General features: G+C 64.7%; 17 protein-coding genes. 8 read left to right on the top strand and 9 right to left on the bottom strand.

The window, feature by feature from the left end:
- Positions 1-266: 266 nt before the first annotated feature.
- Positions 267-782 carry a disulfide bond formation protein B gene (locus CFK21_RS02090; RefSeq protein ID WP_096364269.1) on the bottom strand — a complete coding sequence of 172 codons (516 nt, stop codon included), beginning with the start codon at positions 780-782 and terminating at the stop codon, positions 267-269.
- 193 nt (positions 783-975) lie between these two features.
- Between CFK21_RS02090 and CFK21_RS02095 the strand changes: the two genes are divergently transcribed.
- Positions 976-1410, top strand: a complete 435-nt coding sequence (locus CFK21_RS02095; RefSeq protein WP_096364271.1) for an antitoxin Xre-like helix-turn-helix domain-containing protein — start codon at positions 976-978, stop codon at positions 1408-1410.
- Entirely contained in the window at positions 1407-2111 is a 705-nt protein-coding gene (locus CFK21_RS02100; RefSeq protein WP_096364273.1) for an RES family NAD+ phosphorylase, read from the top strand. The genes CFK21_RS02095 and CFK21_RS02100 overlap by 4 nt, the downstream gene beginning before the upstream one ends.
- Positions 2112-2155: 44 nt before the next feature.
- Here CFK21_RS02100 and CFK21_RS02105 read toward each other — a convergent pair whose 3' ends face one another.
- The 5 genes from CFK21_RS02105 to rpsU form a co-directional block, all read right to left on the bottom strand.
- On the bottom strand, positions 2156-2782 hold the full coding sequence (locus CFK21_RS02105; protein ID WP_096364275.1) for a LysE family translocator: 627 nt from the start codon (positions 2780-2782) through the stop codon (positions 2156-2158).
- A 629-nt stretch (positions 2783-3411) separates the two neighbouring features.
- Positions 3412-5256, bottom strand: a complete 1845-nt coding sequence (rpoD, locus tag CFK21_RS02110; RefSeq protein ID WP_096364277.1) for an RNA polymerase sigma factor RpoD — start codon at positions 5254-5256, stop codon at positions 3412-3414.
- Between the two features lie 138 nt (positions 5257-5394).
- Positions 5395-7185, bottom strand: coding sequence for a DNA primase (gene dnaG, locus CFK21_RS02115; RefSeq protein ID WP_096364279.1), 1791 nt, complete (start codon positions 7183-7185; stop codon positions 5395-5397).
- A gap of 232 nt (positions 7186-7417) precedes the next feature.
- Positions 7418-7864, bottom strand: a complete 447-nt coding sequence (locus CFK21_RS02120; protein ID WP_096364281.1) for a GatB/YqeY domain-containing protein — start codon at positions 7862-7864, stop codon at positions 7418-7420.
- 31 nt (positions 7865-7895) lie between these two features.
- Positions 7896-8111, bottom strand: coding sequence for a 30S ribosomal protein S21 (gene rpsU, locus CFK21_RS02125; protein ID WP_096364283.1), 216 nt, complete (start codon positions 8109-8111; stop codon positions 7896-7898).
- A 150-nt stretch (positions 8112-8261) separates the two neighbouring features.
- Here rpsU and tsaD point away from each other — a divergent pair, with 150 nt between their 5' ends.
- Positions 8262-9275 carry a tRNA (adenosine(37)-N6)-threonylcarbamoyltransferase complex transferase subunit TsaD gene (gene tsaD / locus CFK21_RS02130; protein WP_096364285.1) on the top strand — a complete coding sequence of 338 codons (1014 nt, stop codon included), beginning with the start codon at positions 8262-8264 and terminating at the stop codon, positions 9273-9275.
- 188 nt (positions 9276-9463) lie between these two features.
- Here the strand turns inward: tsaD and plsY are convergent, their stop codons facing one another.
- Positions 9464-10063: a glycerol-3-phosphate 1-O-acyltransferase PlsY gene (gene plsY / locus CFK21_RS02135; protein ID WP_096364287.1), complete on the bottom strand. Its 600-nt coding sequence runs from the start codon at positions 10061-10063 to the stop codon at positions 9464-9466.
- Between the two features lie 214 nt (positions 10064-10277).
- On the opposite strand from plsY, the gene folB reads away from it, so the two are divergent.
- The 5 genes from folB (at position 10278) to CFK21_RS02160 (ending at position 13696) form a co-directional block, all read left to right on the top strand.
- Positions 10278-10649 carry a dihydroneopterin aldolase gene (gene folB, locus CFK21_RS02140; RefSeq protein WP_096364289.1) on the top strand — a complete coding sequence of 124 codons (372 nt, stop codon included), beginning with the start codon at positions 10278-10280 and terminating at the stop codon, positions 10647-10649.
- Entirely contained in the window at positions 10642-11130 is a 489-nt protein-coding gene (folK, locus tag CFK21_RS02145) for a 2-amino-4-hydroxy-6-hydroxymethyldihydropteridine diphosphokinase (protein ID WP_096364292.1), read from the top strand. The genes folB and folK overlap by 8 nt, the downstream gene beginning before the upstream one ends.
- Positions 11131-11145: 15 nt before the next feature.
- Positions 11146-12345: a class I SAM-dependent methyltransferase gene (locus CFK21_RS02150; protein WP_096364294.1), complete on the top strand. Its 1200-nt coding sequence runs from the start codon at positions 11146-11148 to the stop codon at positions 12343-12345.
- Positions 12346-12430: 85 nt separating this feature from the next.
- Positions 12431-13228, top strand: a complete 798-nt coding sequence (locus tag CFK21_RS02155) for an undecaprenyl-diphosphate phosphatase (RefSeq protein ID WP_096364296.1) — start codon at positions 12431-12433, stop codon at positions 13226-13228.
- A 225-nt stretch (positions 13229-13453) separates the two neighbouring features.
- Entirely contained in the window at positions 13454-13696 is a 243-nt protein-coding gene (locus tag CFK21_RS02160; RefSeq protein WP_096364298.1) for a hypothetical protein, read from the top strand.
- A 24-nt stretch (positions 13697-13720) separates the two neighbouring features.
- Here the strand turns inward: CFK21_RS02160 and CFK21_RS02165 are convergent, their stop codons facing one another.
- Together CFK21_RS02165 and CFK21_RS02170 are read right to left on the bottom strand one after the other, a co-directional pair.
- Entirely contained in the window at positions 13721-14947 is a 1227-nt protein-coding gene (locus CFK21_RS02165) for a multifunctional CCA addition/repair protein (protein WP_096364300.1), read from the bottom strand.
- A gap of 184 nt (positions 14948-15131) precedes the next feature.
- Positions 15132-16100: a complex I NDUFA9 subunit family protein gene (locus CFK21_RS02170; RefSeq protein ID WP_096364302.1), complete on the bottom strand. Its 969-nt coding sequence runs from the start codon at positions 16098-16100 to the stop codon at positions 15132-15134.
- Positions 16101-16167: the final 67 nt, after the last annotated feature.

The raw sequence follows: 16167 nt of genomic DNA on the forward strand, positions 1-16167 counted from the left end.
TTTTTTAGCCAGCTGTTTTGTTAATATTTAATCAATAACTTAGCTGAATTCGATTCGTGTTGTGTCGGAAAAATGTCAGCCCGAGCGTATAGCAGGAATCTCGACAGATTCCTGTGCATAACATGCATGGCAGACAGCTGGCAAACATTGCTAACCCCTTATTTGATCAGGGTTCCAGAATGGAACGTCGGCGAAGAACGGGGTCGTGCAGCAGTGTAAGCGCAGGTCGAATGTAAAGCCGGGCGACAGTTGGGTCTGGAGCAGGCTCAACGCCGTCCCGCTGCCAGGGTGGCGAGGGCGAGGCCCAGGCCGAGCAGGGTCAGGGCGGCGGAGAACGCCAGCAGCGCCTCGGCCATGGTGATCCCGAGCGGCAACTCCGGTGTGTAGCCGCAGGAGGTCTGCGCCTCGAACAGCCAGGGCAGCCAGTCGTCCAGCGCCAGCCAGGCCGGCAGGCCCAGGTCCATGCCGCAGCCGGCATCCTCGATGAAGCCCCGCTCCGTACCCAGCAGCAGCCAGGCACGTTCCAGCAGTCCCAGGCCGATCCCCGCCGTGGCCAGGTGGCCGAGCAGCGCCCCCCCGCGCAGCCGTCGCAGTGCGAGCATGAGCAGCGCCAGCAGTCCCAGCGCCGCCAGCCAGATGCGGACATGGATGCACAGCACGCAGGGCCAGTAATCGAGCCGGTACTGATAGAACAGCGCCACGCCCTCGAGCAGGAGCACCAGAACGAGCAGTGCCAGCCAGTAGAAGGCGCTGGTGCCGATTCGGTTGAGCCTTTCCAGCATGAGTAAGTTTCCCGGGTCAGGGTGGCACGATTTGCTCAACTACACCGTCATTCCCGCGAAGGTGGGAATGACGCAGGGCCGATTGTAGCGAAAATACTGACCGCAGAGTAAAAGATGGGAAGGAGGCATCGATTTGCCAAAAGAACGAAATTGAACTAGATTAGTCAATAAATCCGTTTACGGACTAACAGTCATGACCACCAGAGCCGCAACCCCGGATCCACTGGCCCACTACCACGCCCACGGCGCCAGCCGTGACGAAATGGCCCGCGGCGGCCTCAAGGCCTTCTTCGCCATGACCGCGGAATGGGGGCTGGACGACGAGGCCCGCCGCATCCTGCTGGGCAATCCCGGTCGCACCCGCTACTACAAGCTCAAGGCCCTGCAGGAGAGCCCGAAGCTGTCCGACGACGAACTGGGACGGCTCAGCCACCTGATCAACATCCACGCCGCCCTGCGCATCCTGTACTCGTCCGGGAACGCCGTCGCCTGGCTCACCCATATCCGGGCGCAGGACTCGCACACCCCCTGGCGCGGCAGCGCGCCGCTGGACTACATGCTCACCGGCCACTACGAGCACATCGCCGACGTCGCCCGCTACCTGGACGGCCTGCGCGGCGCGGCATGAACGGCTTCAGACTGCCGCGGCGCTACCGCCCGCGTTGGCAGCAGCAGACCCGCATCATCGCCACCCGCCATCCGCCCATCGACCTGTTCGAGTCGCTGGATTTGACCGAGGACGAGCTGCGCGGCGTCTGGGCCCTGGCCGAACTCACCAATCCCCGCCTGCAGCAGCAGGCCGGCAGGCTCGAGCGCGTGCGGGCGGGCGATGTGGTCACCGGTCCCAACGCCGGCATCGTCATGGCCGCCTTCACCCATATCGGCTTCCCCAGCCGTTTCACCGACGGCGGTATCGGTATCTACTACGCGGCCCGGGAGTTGGAGACCGCCGTGCGCGAAACCGTGTTCCACCGCGAACTGGATGCGAAGGATGCCGGGCTGGGCCCGGACGTGTTCCAGATGCGCGCCTGGATCGGCCAGGTGCAGAAGTCCTGCTACGACGTGCGCGGGAAAGAGTATGACCATCTGCACGATCCGGACGTGAACAGTTACGGGACCGCCCAGGCCTTCACCCGCCAGTTGCTTGCCGAGGATCCGGATGCCTGGGGCATTGTCTACCGCAGCGTGCGCCATCCCGGCGGCGACTGTCTGGCCGCCCTGCGCCCGCCCTGCGTGTCGTTGCCCAAAACCGGCCCACTGCTCGCCTACCACTGGGACGGTGCACGAGTGACGCATGTGGACGAAATGGAAACGCTGTTCAGGCTGTAACATGTAGGTTGGGCTGAGCAAAGCGAAGCCCAACAGGCCCTGAATCAAGATGCGGAGATGAACATAACAATGGCAACCACCACCATAACCCCCGCCGCAACCCGATTGAGCAGACGACCCGCCCGCTGATCCAATCGCCTGCCGACACGCCCGGCCACGAAGGCATAACCAAGCTTCACCCCGCCCACCGCCAGCACCGCGGTCAGCGCAACCGCCGCCACATCGACAGAGGTGAGCGAATCCATCTGAATGAACGCGGGCAGGAACCCCAGATAGAACAACACCGCCTTCTGATCGCCGAGCGTGATCATCAGACCGGTCATGAAGCTCGACCAGGATGAGCCGTCACCCGCAGCGTCGGTCACACGGGCACGCGTGGTCGACCGCCACAGGGACAGCCCCAGCCACAGCAGATAGCCGGCAGCGAGATACCGGATCAGAAAGAACATCTCCCCCAGCGCCTCGACCAGCAGCGCCAACCCGAACAGGGCGAGCAGAATAAACACCAGATCCCCGGCCACCACGCCCATGGCGGTTATGGCACCCTGGGTGAATCCGGCGGACGCCGCCCGGGCGGAAACCGCCGCCACGCTTACGCTCGGCACCGCTGCAAGAATGGCCATGGCCGCGAACAGGGCGGCAAGATCGCTGGCTGAAATGCTCACTTCCATGCCTGAGAGGGTACCCGAAGAAACGGGGGAGGTTCCTGCAACAGGTGAGTCGCAGCAAAGGGTGCTGACCCCTTTATTGCTTTATTGTATTTTGAGTGGTTGGTGGGCCCGGTAGGACTTGAACCTACGACCAAGGGATTCACTGTACCCTGAGGTTTCCCCCAGGAGCGGACTATCTCACCACCCTCGACCGGGTCGTTAGGGTGCGGGACGCTCTTGCCTGTGATTAAGGGCGCTCAAGCCCCCAGGTAGTCTCTGCACCTTCCGGGGGTGTACCCCCGGCTTGGCTCAGGGTTGCCGCCGGCCGCGCCGCTGCGGGTTCCCTGAATTCATCCCGTTCATTCCCCGCCTTTCGGCGAAGACGCACCTTTGTGATGAGTCCCCTGCTCTGACCAACTGAGCTACAGGCCCGTGTTCCCGATGGATTCTATCAGCTTTGATCGGTCTGGTGGATACATTGGGGGATTGCCACGGCCCTGCGGGCTATAGAACCCCTTCGGGGTTCATCATGGCTACCTCACCCTTCGGGTCTGGGCATCGCAATGACGGGGAAGGTTTTCGGGTGGGCAATAAAAAAGGCGCCACCTTGCGGTGGCGCCTCTTGAGGTGCGGGCCGAGGGCCGCCGACCTCAGCTGTTGTTTTCGATTTCGAGGAAGGAGCGCAGCTGCTCCGAGCGGCTCGGGTGGCGCAGCTTGCGCAGGGCCTTGGCCTCGATCTGGCGGATGCGCTCGCGGGTGACGTCGAACTGCTTGCCGACCTCTTCCAGGGTGTGATCGGTGTTCATGTCGATGCCGAAGCGCATGCGCAGCACCTTGGCCTCGCGCGGGGTCAGGCCGGCCAGCACCGACTGGGTGGCCTCGCGCAGGCCCTCGCTGGCGGCGGAATCCACCGGGGAGGGGATGCTGGCGTCCTCGATGAAATCGCCCAGATGCGAATCCTCGTCGTCGCCGATCGGGGTCTCCATGGAGATCGGCTCCTTGGCGATCTTGAGCACCTTGCGCACCTTGTCCTCGGGCATGACCATGCGTTCGGCCAGTTCCTCGGGGGTCGGTTCGCGGCCCATCTCCTGCAGCATCTGGCGGCTGATGCGGTTGAGCTTGTTGATGGTCTCGATCATGTGCACCGGGATGCGGATGGTGCGGGCCTGGTCCGCGATGGAGCGGGTGATGGCCTGACGGATCCACCAGGTGGCATAGGTCGAGAACTTGTAGCCGCGGCGGTACTCGAACTTGTCCACGGCCTTCATCAGGCCGATGTTGCCCTCCTGGATCAGGTCCAGGAACTGCAGGCCGCGGTTGGTGTACTTCTTGGCGATGGAGATCACCAGGCGCAGGTTGGCCTCGACCATCTCCTTCTTGGCGCGGCGGGCCTTGGCCTCGCCGATGGACATGCGGCGGTTGATGTCCTTGATGTCGGAGATGGCCATGCCGGCCTCGTCCTGGATCGCCACCAGCTTGTTCTGGGTGCGGCGGATCTCGTCGCGATAGGGTTCGAGCCGACCGGCCAGCGCCTTGCTGGTCTTCATCTGTTCGTCGACCCAGGCCGGGTTGGTCTCGTTGTCCGGGAAGCTGGAGATGAAGCTCTTGCGCGGCATCTCCGCCTTGTCGACGCAGATGTCCATGATCACGCGTTCGTGGGTGCGGATGCGGTCGACGATGTCGCGCAGCTGATTGGTCAGCTCATCGACCAGCCGCGGCACCAGCTTCAATTCCATGAAGCGGTCGGAGAGCTGGCTGCGCAGCTTGGTGATGGACTTCTCGGACTTGGCCGCCTGCAGCTTGGTGTAGAGTTGACCGATCTCCTCAAAGCGGGCGCGGGCCTCTTCCGGGTCCGGGCCGGTGTCCATGACGGTTTCGTCGCCGTCGTCATTGTCCTCGTCATCATCCTCCAGGTCGGAGGCGGCCAGTTCGGAGCCGACGGCGCTGGGGGCGACCGGCGCGGGAATGTTGTCGTTCTCGAGATCGGCGGGATCGATGAAGCCGCTGATGATGTCGGACAGGCGGGTCTCTTCGCGTTCGACCTTGGCGTACTCGTCCAGCAGGGTGGTGAGCGAGCCCGGGTACTCGGACAGCGAGGTCAGCACCTGGCGCAGGCCGTCCTCGATGCGCTTGGCGATCTCGATCTCGCCCTCGCGGGTCAGCAGTTCGACCGTGCCCATCTCGCGCATGTACATGCGCACCGGGTCGGTGGTGCGACCGAACTCGCTGTCGACCGTCGCCAGCGCCGCGGCGGCCTCCTCGGCGGCGTCTTCGTCAGTCACTGCCGCAGTGTTCAGGAGCAGGGTGTCGGCGTCCGGGGTCTCTTCATGGACAGTGATACCCATGTCATTGATCATATTGATGATATCCTCGATCTGTTCGGGATCGACGATTTCATTGGGCAGATGATCATTGACTTCGGCATAGGTCAGGAAACCCTGCTCCTTGCCCTTAGCAATCAGTAGCTTGAGTTGGGACTGCTGCTCTTGATCCATGGTCGCCAATTGCATATCTCCGGGTTACAATATGCCGTCGCCAAGCCGATGAGGGCTTGGCGACGGTAAAAAATCAAACGATCAGTATAGTAAACATGTTCCTTCTTTACCAGCCGCTAATATAGGCGGCCCCTGCGGTCAGCCTTCTCCCCGGCTTCCAGGGGGACGTTTAAACCCCTGAATCAATTCCATATGCTCCCGCCGTTCGGCCTCGCTCCATTCGCTCGGCCGGCGGCTCTCCAGGTAGCGCAGCCGGGCGGCGGCCTGCTCGCGCCGCGCCTCCTGCAGCAGCAGTTCGGCATAGGCGTCGAATTCGTGCTCAATCCGGTCCTCGTCCAGGTCCAGTCGCTGAACCGCCAGACGGGCCAGGTGACGGCCGGCCTCCGAGCCGCGCCAGTGCTCCAGAACCCCGCCTGTACTTACATGGGGATTGACCTGCAGGTATTCAATCAGTTCAACCAGCAGATCGATCCCCGGCCGGCGTACCCGGCGCAGTACGCCGGGGTTGTCCAGTCGCGCCGCCAACCCCGGGTGCTGCAACAGCAGGGCCACCAGGTGGCGGACCGGGCTGAGGCCGTCGCGACCGGCCCGGTCGGGCGGCATGGCGCGCGGGGTCCGCGCCGCGGCGCCTTCCTCGCCGCTCAGTCCGGACAGCTCGCCCGCAGGCAGGGCCGCCAGGCGCTCCAGCTGGTGCACCATCATCCGCCGGAATATCCCGGGCTGGAGTTGCGTGAGCAGCGGTTTGGCTTTTTCCACCAGCCGTGCCCGGCCGTCGATACTGTCCATATCGACCGCCTCGGCCATATGTTCAAAGAAGAAGTCGGAAAATGGGATGGCGTTGGCAGCGCGCTCACGAAAGATTTCCGCGCCTTCCTTGCGGATGAAGCTGTCCGGGTCTTCGCCCTCGGGCAGGAACAGGAAACGCGCCTCACGCCCCTCGCGCAGCACCGGCAGGGCATTCTCCAGCGCCCGCCAGGCGGCCTGCAGCCCGGCACGGTCGCCGTCGAAGCAGAACACCACTTCGGGGACCACCCGGAACAGCTGCTCCAGGTGATCGGCGGTGGTGGCCGTGCCCAGGGTGGCCACGGCGTTGCGCACCCCGAACTGGGCCAGGGCGACCACGTCCATGTAGCCCTCGACCACCAGCAGCCGGTCCAGCTGGCGCACCTGCTTGCGCGCCTCGAACAGGCCGTAGAGTTCGCGGCCCTTGTGGAAGATCGGGGTCTCGGGCGAGTTCAGGTACTTCGGCGTGTCATCCCCGAGGACGCGCCCGCCGAAGCCGATGATGCGCCCGCGCCGGTCGTGGATGGGAAACATGATCCGGTCGCGGAAGCGGTCGTAGAGATCACCGTTGTCCTTCTGAATGGCCAGCCCCCCGGCCGCCAGCGCCCGGCGCCGGGCCGGGTCGCGGCCCAGGGTATTCAGCAGGTTGTCCCAGCCCGGCGGGGCATAGCCCAGGCCGAAGTCGCGGGCGATCTCGCCGGACAGGCCGCGGTTCTTGAGATAATCGACGGCGGCCTGTGCCCGTGGATGCTCGCGCAGCATCTTCTGGAAATAGCGCGCCGCCTCCATGTGCAGTTCGTAGAGCAGGGCGTTCTGGCTGCGCTGGGCGTCGTCGCCGCGCCCGGCCTCGCGCGGCACCTCCAGCCCGACGCTGCGGGCCAGTTCCTCCACCGCCTCGACGAAGTCCAGATGCTCGTAGTCCATGAGAAAGCCCAGCGCGGTGCCGTGGGCGCCGCAGCCGAAGCAGTGGAAGAACTGCTTGTTCGGGCTGACGGTGAAGGAGGGCGTCTTCTCGTTGTGGAAGGGGCAGCAGGCGGTGTACTCGCGCCCGGCCTTTTTCAGCGGCACGCGCGAATCGATCACCTCGACAATGTCGACGCGCTGCATCAGGTCATCGATGAACTGCTGAGGGATCCGCCCGGCCATGGGGTTTATGGTATCAGCGATTGTCGGGATGGGTGAGGGGAACGCAGAGGGCGCAGAGGCGCGGAGAATGCTTAATGGGTGTAGATTTGGGTTGGGTGCATGGCACCGTAACCCAACGTTCCGGGCAATATCGGGTTACGCTGCGCTAACCCGATCTACCTTTTGTTCCGGTGTTTATCCTGAAAATACTTTGCGTTCTCTGCGTTAAAGCCGCAAAGGCAGGATCGACCGCTCAGCCGCCCAGCTTCGCCTTCACCTGCCCGCTGACCGCGCCCATGTCGGCGCGTCCCTGCAGCTTGGGCTTGAGCTGGCCCATCACCTTGCCCATGTCCTTGATGCTGGAGGCGCCGCTGGCGGCAATGGCCTCATCGATCAGCTGACCGATCTCGGCCTCGGAGAGGGGTTCGGGGAGGTAGTCCTGGATAACCTCGATTTCCTGCTGCTCTTTGGCAGCCAGTTCATCGCGGCCGGCGGACTGGTATTGCTCGATGGACTCGCGCCGCTGCTTGAGCATCTTGTCCAGCACGGCGGTGACCTGGGCGTCGTCGAGTTCGATGCGTTCGTCGACTTCCCGTTGCTTGATCGCGGCCATGATCAGCCGGATGGCGGCCAGGCGTGGCTTGTCGCCACCGCGCATGGCGGCCTTCATGTCCTCCTGGATCCTGGCCTTGAGCGACATGAGCGGCTACTCCTTGTCCGCGTGGAGGGTATCAGTACTGGCGGGTACGGCGGGCGACTTCGCGCGACACCTTCTTCATGTGGCGCTTGACGGCCGCGGCGCGCTTGCGCTTGCGTTCCTGGGTGGGCTTTTCATAGAACTCGCGGCGGCGCACCTCGGACAGGATGCCGGCCTTTTCACAGGAACGCTTGAAGCGGCGCAGGGCGACTTCGAAGGGTTCGTTTTCCTTGACACGAACGTTCGGCATGCAGTCGATATCCTCTTGTCTTGCGGTTGAACAGTTGAATACTGGTCTCGCCCCTTTCTCTGGGCGAAGGGCGGGCATTCTAATCCGTCGGGCGAGAGAAATCAAAATCCTGCTGGCACTGGGCGGTCCCGGGATGGGAAAATAGACGGGATGCGAGTCCTCGGTATCGAAAGTTCCTGCGACGAGACCGGCCTGGCGCTGTACGACAGCGAGGCCGGGCTGCTGGCGCACGCCCTGCATTCGCAGGTGGCCATGCACGCCGACTACGGCGGGGTGGTGCCGGAGCTGGCCTCGCGCGACCATGTGCGCCGGATTCTTCCACTTATGAATCAAGTGCTTGAAGAGGCAGGCGTGGATCGCGCCGGCATCGATGGGGTGGCCTATACCGCCGGTCCCGGCCTGATCGGGGCCCTGCTGGTGGGCGCGAGTGTGGGCCGGTCGCTGGCCTGGGGTCTGGACGTGCCCGCCGTCGGGGTGCACCACATGGAGGGGCATCTGCTGGCGCCGCTGCTGGAAGCCGATCCGCCGGAATTCCCCTTCGTCGCCCTGCTGGTCTCGGGCGGGCACAGCATGCTGGTGCGGGTCGAGGGGGTGGGCCGCTATGCGCTGCTGGGAGATTCCCTGGATGATGCCGCCGGCGAGGCCTTCGACAAGACCGCCAAACTGCTGGAACTCGGCTACCCCGGCGGGCCGGCGGTAGCGCGCCTGGCCGAGCAGGGCGATCCGACCCGCTTTCGCTTTCCCCGCCCCATGACCGACCGCCCGGGGCTGGATTTCAGCTTCAGCGGGCTGAAAACCTTCACCCTCAATACCTGGCAGGCGCACCGGGACGAGGAACAGGCCCGGGCCGACATTGCCCGCGCTTTCCAGGACGCCGTAGTCGATACCCTGCTGATCAAGTGCCGGCGGGCCCTGGATGAGACCGGCCTGGACCGGCTGGTGGTCGCCGGTGGCGTCGGCGCCAACCGCGCCCTGCGCCAGGGCCTGGAGACGATGCTGGAGAAACGCGGCGGCCGGGTGTATTTCCCGCGGCTGGAATTCTGCACCGACAACGGCGCCATGATCGCCTTCGCCGGCTGTCTGCGGCTGCAGGCCGGGCAGGTCGAGACGCCGGCCATCGAGGTACGCGCGCGCTGGCCGCTGGAGGAACTGCCGGCGGTTTGATTTGAGTGTTTCAGGAGTAACGTAGAGGCGCGGAGGCGCAGAGAATATTGTTTCACTCCGGGGCAGGCCGGAATCCAGGAATCAGGGGGGTCAAAAACTCTGCATAAAAACAGGCGTAGGATGGGTGAAGGCGCTTTGCGCCGTAACCCATCGCGGTGGCTGATGGGTTGCGCTTCGCTCCACCCATCCTACGAGCGTTTACCCAGGTTGATCCTGCCTTCGGTCCCGTCCATGAGATTGCGGATATTGCTGCGATGGCGCCAGAACAGCAGCAACGCCATCAGTGTCACCGCGCCGGCCAGTACCGGCTCGCCCAGCCAGTAAAAGGTATAGAGGGGCGCAGCGGCGGCCGTGACCAGCGCCGACAGCGAGGAGATGCGCGTGATCACCGCCACCAGCAGCCAGGTCACCACCGCCGCCAGGCCGATCCAGCCTGAGAGCCCCAGCAGCACGCCCAGCGCGGTGGCCACACCCTTGCCGCCCCTGAAGCCGAAGAACACCGGATACAGATGGCCGAGAAAGGCCGCCAGCATCACCGCCGCCAGTACGGCCGGCTCGTCGGTGAAGGCGCGGGCGATCAGCACGGCGACCAGGCCCTTGAGCATGTCGCCGAGCAGGGTCAGCACCCCGGCCTTTTTGCCGGCCACGCGCAGCATGTTGGTCGCACCCGGGTTGCCCGAGCCCTGGGTGCGCGGATCGGCCGCGCCCAGCAGCCGGCCGACGATGACGGCGGTGGAGAGAGAACCCAGGAGATAGGCGACAATAATCAGTACAGCGGCAGTGATCATGGCGCGCTATTGGACGGCTTTCGACGCGGCGGGTCAAGTGAATAGCCTGAGTCCCCTCCCTTGATGGGAGCACCCATAGGGCATAAAGCGGTTGGGGAGGGTGACACGGTTCGGAATCACCCCCTCTCAACCTCCCTCATCAAGGGGGAGGAGCGCCCGGTCTTCTCAGACGTGTATCTTGTATCTTGTATCCTGCACCTTGTATCTTGTCGCAATGGACATCATTTTTCTGCGCGACCTGCGCATCGAGACCGTCATCGGTATATTCGAGTGGGAACGCCGCATCCGGCAGACCATCAGCTTCGATCTGGAAATGGCCACCGACATCCGCCGGGCCGCGGCCAGCGACAGCATCGAGGACACCCTGAACTACAAGGCGGTGGCCAAGCGTCTGATCGAGTATGTCGGCAACAGCGATTTTCAGCTGGTCGAGACCCTGGCCGAACGCGTGGCCGAAATCGTGATGCAGGAGTTCGGCGTGCCCTGGCTGCGATTGACCGTGAACAAGACCGGTGCGGTGCGCGGGGCACGCGACGTCGGCGTGATCATCGAACGGGGTGATACTGACGGGAAGGGCGGTGGCTGAGGTCTTCGTCAGCATCGGCAGCAATATCGACCGTGAGCGCAACGTGGCGCGCGGCATCGAACTGCTGCGCGCGCGTTACGGCGAGTTGCGGCTCTCGCCTGTATACGAGACCCGTGCCGTGGGCTTCGACGGCGAGAACTTCTACAACCTGGTCGCCGCCTTCACCACTGACGCGCCGGTCGAGGTCATCAATGACGAGTTGCACCGGATCGAGGACGCCTGCGGCCGCGATCGCAGCGGTCCCCGCTTCGCTTCCCGTACGCTGGACATCGATCTGCTGCTCTATGACAACGAAGTGCGCGAAACCGGGTCGATGACGCTGCCGCGCAGGGAGATTACCGAACAGGCCTTCGTGCTCAAGCCCCTGGCCGACATCGCCGGCGAACGCCGTCACCCGGTGCTCGGCCGGACCTACAACGAACTCTGGCAGGCCTTCGATCACAACGAATCCGACCTGCATCAGGTTCCCTTCCCGTTCTGATGCTGCGTGTACCTAATGGCGGGATCTGAGGGCCTTTCTCCCTGGCGGATCCCGGCCGACTGGCCCGCGCCGGCGCCCGAAGCCCTGGACGTCAGCGAACGCCTGGTCGAGGTGCTGCGCGCACGCATGAACGAGGCCGGTGGCAGCCTGGCGTTCGCCGACTACATGTACATCGTCCTGTACGCGCCCGGCCTGGGCTACTACAGCGCCGGCGCACGCAAGTTCGGCGAAGCGGGCGATTTCATCACCGCGCCGGAACTGTCGCCCCTGTTTTCGCAGTGCGTGGCCGCCAGTTGCGCGGCTGTGCTGGAGGCCCTGCCCCATGGCGCTGTACTGGAACTGGGCGCCGGCAGCGGCACGCTGGCGGTGGAGGTGCTGCGCAGTCTGCAGGAGCAGAAGCGGCTGCCCGAAAGCTATCTGATTCTGGAGCCCAGCGCGGACCTGCGCCAGCGCCAGCGCCAGCGTCTGGAACAGGAACTGCCGACGCTGCTCGATCGCGTGACCTGGCTGGATCGGCCGCCGGAAGCCTTTGCCGGCGTGCTGGTCGCCAACGAGGTGCTGGATGCGCTGCCGGTCGAGTTGTTTCACTGGGACGGCAGCGAGGTGCGGCTGCGCCGGGTGCAGTGGGAAGGGAGCGGCTTCGGCTGGACTGACGCGCCCGCCGATGCCGGCCTGGCGGAACAGGTCCGGCACCTGGCCGGGCAGTATGCCTGGCCGCCGGACTATCACTCGGAGCGCGCGGCCTGGCTGTCCGGCTGGCTGGGTGAGCTGGCAGCTGGTCTGACGCGGGGCGCGATGCTGTTCATCGATTACGGCTATCCGCGCGGGGAGTATTATCATCCCCAGCGCGCCAGCGGCACCCTGATGTGCCATTACCGGCACCGCGCCCACCCCGACCCGCTGCGGTTGCCGGGGCTGCAGGACATCACCGCCCATGTGGATTTCACCGCGGTGGCGGAGACGGCCGACGCGGCCGGGCTGCGGGTCGCCGGCTTCACCGATCAGGCGCATTACCTGATCGATACCGGCATCGAGGAACGGATGGCCGAGGTCTCCGGACAGGATCCGGTCGCCGGCATGCGCCTGGCCCAGCAGGTGCGCCAGCTGATGCTGCCCGGGGAGATGGGCGAGCGCTTCAAGGCGATGCTGCTGACGCGTGATTGCGATGCGGCGGTGCCCGGCTTCCGGCAGCAGGATCTGCGCAACCGGCTGTAAGATGAGCGCCCAGGGAGGTGGGGTGCAGGGAATGCCGCCTCCCGAAGTTGCATAACATGAATTACAACATCAACAAGGCAACTCCATGGACCTGATCCAGACCCTGGCCCTGGCCCTGCTGCAGGGCCTGACCGAATTCCTGCCGATCTCCTCCTCGGCGCACCTCATCCTGCTGCCGGTGCTGCTGGGATGGGAGGATCAGGGTCTGGCCTTCGACGTGGCGGTGCACGTGGGCACCCTGCTGGCGGTGGTCGCCTATTTCCGCGTTGAACTGCGGCGCATGCTGGGTGACTGGCTGGGCTCGCTGGCCGGCGGCGGGCAGACTGCCGACAGCCGCCTGGCCTGGGCGGTGGGCTTTGGCACCATCCCGGTGGGCCTGGCCGGGTTGCTGTTCGCCGATGCCATCGAACTGCACCTGCGCAGCCCGCTGGTGATCGCGACGACCACCGTGCTGTTCGGTCTGCTGCTGTGGTGGTCGGACCGCGGCGGCGCGCGTCGCCGGAATGAATACAGTCTCAACTGGAGGGATGTGCTGGTGATCGGCTGCGCCCAGGCGCTGGCCCTGATTCCGGGTACCTCGCGTTCGGGTATCACCATGACCGCGGCCCTGATGCTGGGGCTGAGCCGCGAGGGCGCGGCGCGCTTTTCCTTTCTGCTGTCGATCCCGGTGATCCTGCTGGCCGGTGGTTTCGAGACCCACGAGCTGTTCCAGCAGGCCGGGCCGGTGGACTGGCGGGCCCTGGGCGTCGGTACGCTGGTCTCGGCTGTCAGCGCCTACCTGTGCATTCACTTCTTCCTCAAGCTGGTCGCGCGCATCGGCCTGACGCCCTTCGTGATCTATCGGCTGCTGCTGGGGGCCTACCTGTTCTGGGTGTTCGCCTGACCGGCGTTGTCAGGAATATTAACAAACACTGAAATTTATTAACTTACTGAATTAAAACAAAAAGTAATCCTGCCGCCTGTCGGTCAGATTTACGTATTGGCGGATAGGCATGGTTAAAACAGGGTATTTTTATTGCTAACCGACTGTTTTTGAAAGAAACAGTGAGTTCTGGCACGCATCCTGCCTATTAGCGATTACTTATTTACTGATTTTCGGGTGTGCGCCATGCTCCGCTTTCGCTGCCAGTGCCTCGGTTTCCTCTTCGGCCTCATGCTCAGTATGGGGGTGTCGGCTGCCACCGGCTGGCTGGTGGTGGAAGAGATGCCGGCGCGCTCCGTGCCCCTGTCCGCCCCGGCGGCCAGCTTCGCCGACCGCGAAGCCGTGCCGTCGCCCCTGCCGCTGATCCTGATGGCCTCGGGTCTGCTGGGGCTGGTGCTGGTGGTCGGGAAGGCGCGCGGCCGGGTATAACCGCCCGGATCGGTTTTCCCGCTCCTACACGAAACCGGTTTTCACCTCCCGGATCGCCACGATCCGCTTTTCCCGTAACCGCTCCCCCACCGCCGGACCGGTCAGGCCCTGTGCCACCAGTTCGCGCGCATTGATGGCAGCGGCCGCGGCGAAGGCCGCGCGCAGATAGTCGGCCTGTGGATAGGGGGCGTCCGCGCGCCCGGCTCGGCCGCGGTGGTCGGCCTCGCAGGCGAGCAGGAACAACTCCAGCCGTTCCGGACGGCGGAAGACATCCAGCGAATCGAACAGGTCCTGCACCGAGGCCGGGCGCAGTTCCAGCGCGCGGTGGCACTGGGTGTGGTGACGCGCGACCAGCCGGGCCAGGTCGCGGTACTCGTTGGGGATCTTCAGTCGCGCGCACATCGTCTCGATCAGTTCGACGCTGCGCGCTTCGTGGCCGATATGCCGCGGCAACTCATCGGCCGGGGTCTCGCCCTTGCCCAGGTCATGCACGAGGGCGGCGAAGCGCACCCGCGGATCGGGACTCAGACGCGCGGCCTGCTCCAACACCAGCAGACAGTGCACGCCGGTGTCGATCTCGGGATGGGCATGCGCGGGCTGCTCCACCCCGAACAGCCGATCCAGTTCGGGGAAGACATGGGCCAGTGCACCGCAGCGGCGCAGCACGTCGAAGAACTCCCCCGGCCGGTCCTCGCCCAGTGCCTTCAGCGTTTCCGCCCATACCCGCTCCGGCACCAGGGCATCGACCTCGCCGGAAGCGACCATGCGCTTCATCAGGGCGTGGGTGCCGTGCGCGACCTTGAAGCCCCACTTGCCGAAGCGGGCCTTGAAGCGAGCCAGACGCAGGATACGCACCGGGTCTTCGGCGAAGGCGCTGGAGACGTGACGCAGCAGGCCTGCGTCCAGGTCTTCGCGTCCGTTGAAGGGGTCGATCAGGTTGCCCGCGGCGTCCTCGGCCATGGCATTGATGGTGAGGTCGCGACGTCTGAGGTCTTCCTCCAGCGTGACATCGGGCGCGGCATGAAAGGCGAAGCCGGTATAGCCCGGGCCGGTCTTGCGCTCGGTGCGCGCCAGGGCGTATTCCTCCCCGGTCTCGGGATGCAGGAATACGGGGAAGTCCTTGCCCACCGGTTTGTAGCCCAGATCCAGCATCTGCTGCGGCGTGGCGCCGACCACCACCCAGTCGCGCTCCCTGACCGGCAGTCCCAGCAGCTTGTCGCGCACGGCGCCGCCGACCAGATAGATCTCCATGCCATATCCTTTGTGTTGGGATGGCCACGGAATACACGGAAAAACACAGAATAGAATGTAGGTTGGGTTGGGTGCGCAATACCGTAACCCAACATGTCGCGGGTTGTCGGGTTATGCTGCGCTAACCCGACCTGCGGGCTTTATGATTTCGTGTCTTTCCGTGTGCTTTCGTGGCGATTGTTGTTCACCGCCGCGCCTGCGCCCGGAACCCCTGATAGCGCCGGCGCGAGGCGCGGTTGCCGAGATAGCCCGGCACCACCGCGGCAATGGCGGTGGGAGTGATACCGAGATCGAGCAGACAGTTCTCGTGACAGATGCCCTCCTTCTGCAGCGACCAGAAGTTGTCGCGCGAAAAGGGCTTGCCGGGCACGAATTCCAGCAGCCGCGCCTGCAGCCAGGAGGTGGTGTTGCCCAGCCGCAGCACCCGGCGCCTGAGTCCGGCGACGCGGGCGGTGTATTCCACCAGCTGCTGCAGGGTGTGGGTCTCGGGGCCGCAGATGTCGCAGTGCCGACCGATGGTGGCCGGATCCTGCAGGCTGCGGGCAAAGGCCTCGACCACGTCGCCGACGTAGACCGGCGATATCTTCGCATCCGGACAGGCCAGCGGAAACAGCCAGGGTGTCAGTCCGAGCAGGCTGTGGAAGCGGTTGAAGAAGCTGTCGTCGGGGCCGAAGATCACCGAGGGGCGGAAGCTGGTCACCAGCATGCCGTCGCTGGCGGCGGCATGGACCAGATCCTCGGCCACGCCCTTGGTGCGCAGGTAATGACTGTGTTCCTCGCGCGGGTGGGCATTGAGCGCGCTCATGTGCAGCAGCCGGCGGGTGCCGGTGACATTGCAGGCGCTGAGGATCCTGCGCGGCAGTTCCACATGCGCACGCTCGAAGCCGCTGCCGTCGCTGCCGGATTCGTTGAGGATGCCGACCAGGTTGATGACCGCGTCTGCGCCCTGAATCAGTTCGCGCAGGGCGCGGGTGTCGTAGACATCGGTCTCGATCAGTTTGATGCGCGGATTGACCAGCAGTTCGCGGTGGCGCTCGCGGTGCCGGGTCGGGATGCGGACATAGTGTCCGTCACGGGTGAGTCGCTGGGCCAGGTGTCGGCCCACAAATCCGGTACCGCCGAAGATGCAGACGGTTTTTGTTGTTGTATGCATTCAGCCCCCCTTGGTAAGGCAACCCTGCCATAGTGGCGAGACTGCCGGAGCCGGTCAAGCCGGCACA

The organism is Thiohalobacter thiocyanaticus (assembly GCF_002356355.1).
In the GTDB taxonomy this organism is placed as follows: Bacteria; Pseudomonadota; Gammaproteobacteria; order Thiohalobacterales; family Thiohalobacteraceae; genus Thiohalobacter; species Thiohalobacter thiocyanaticus_A.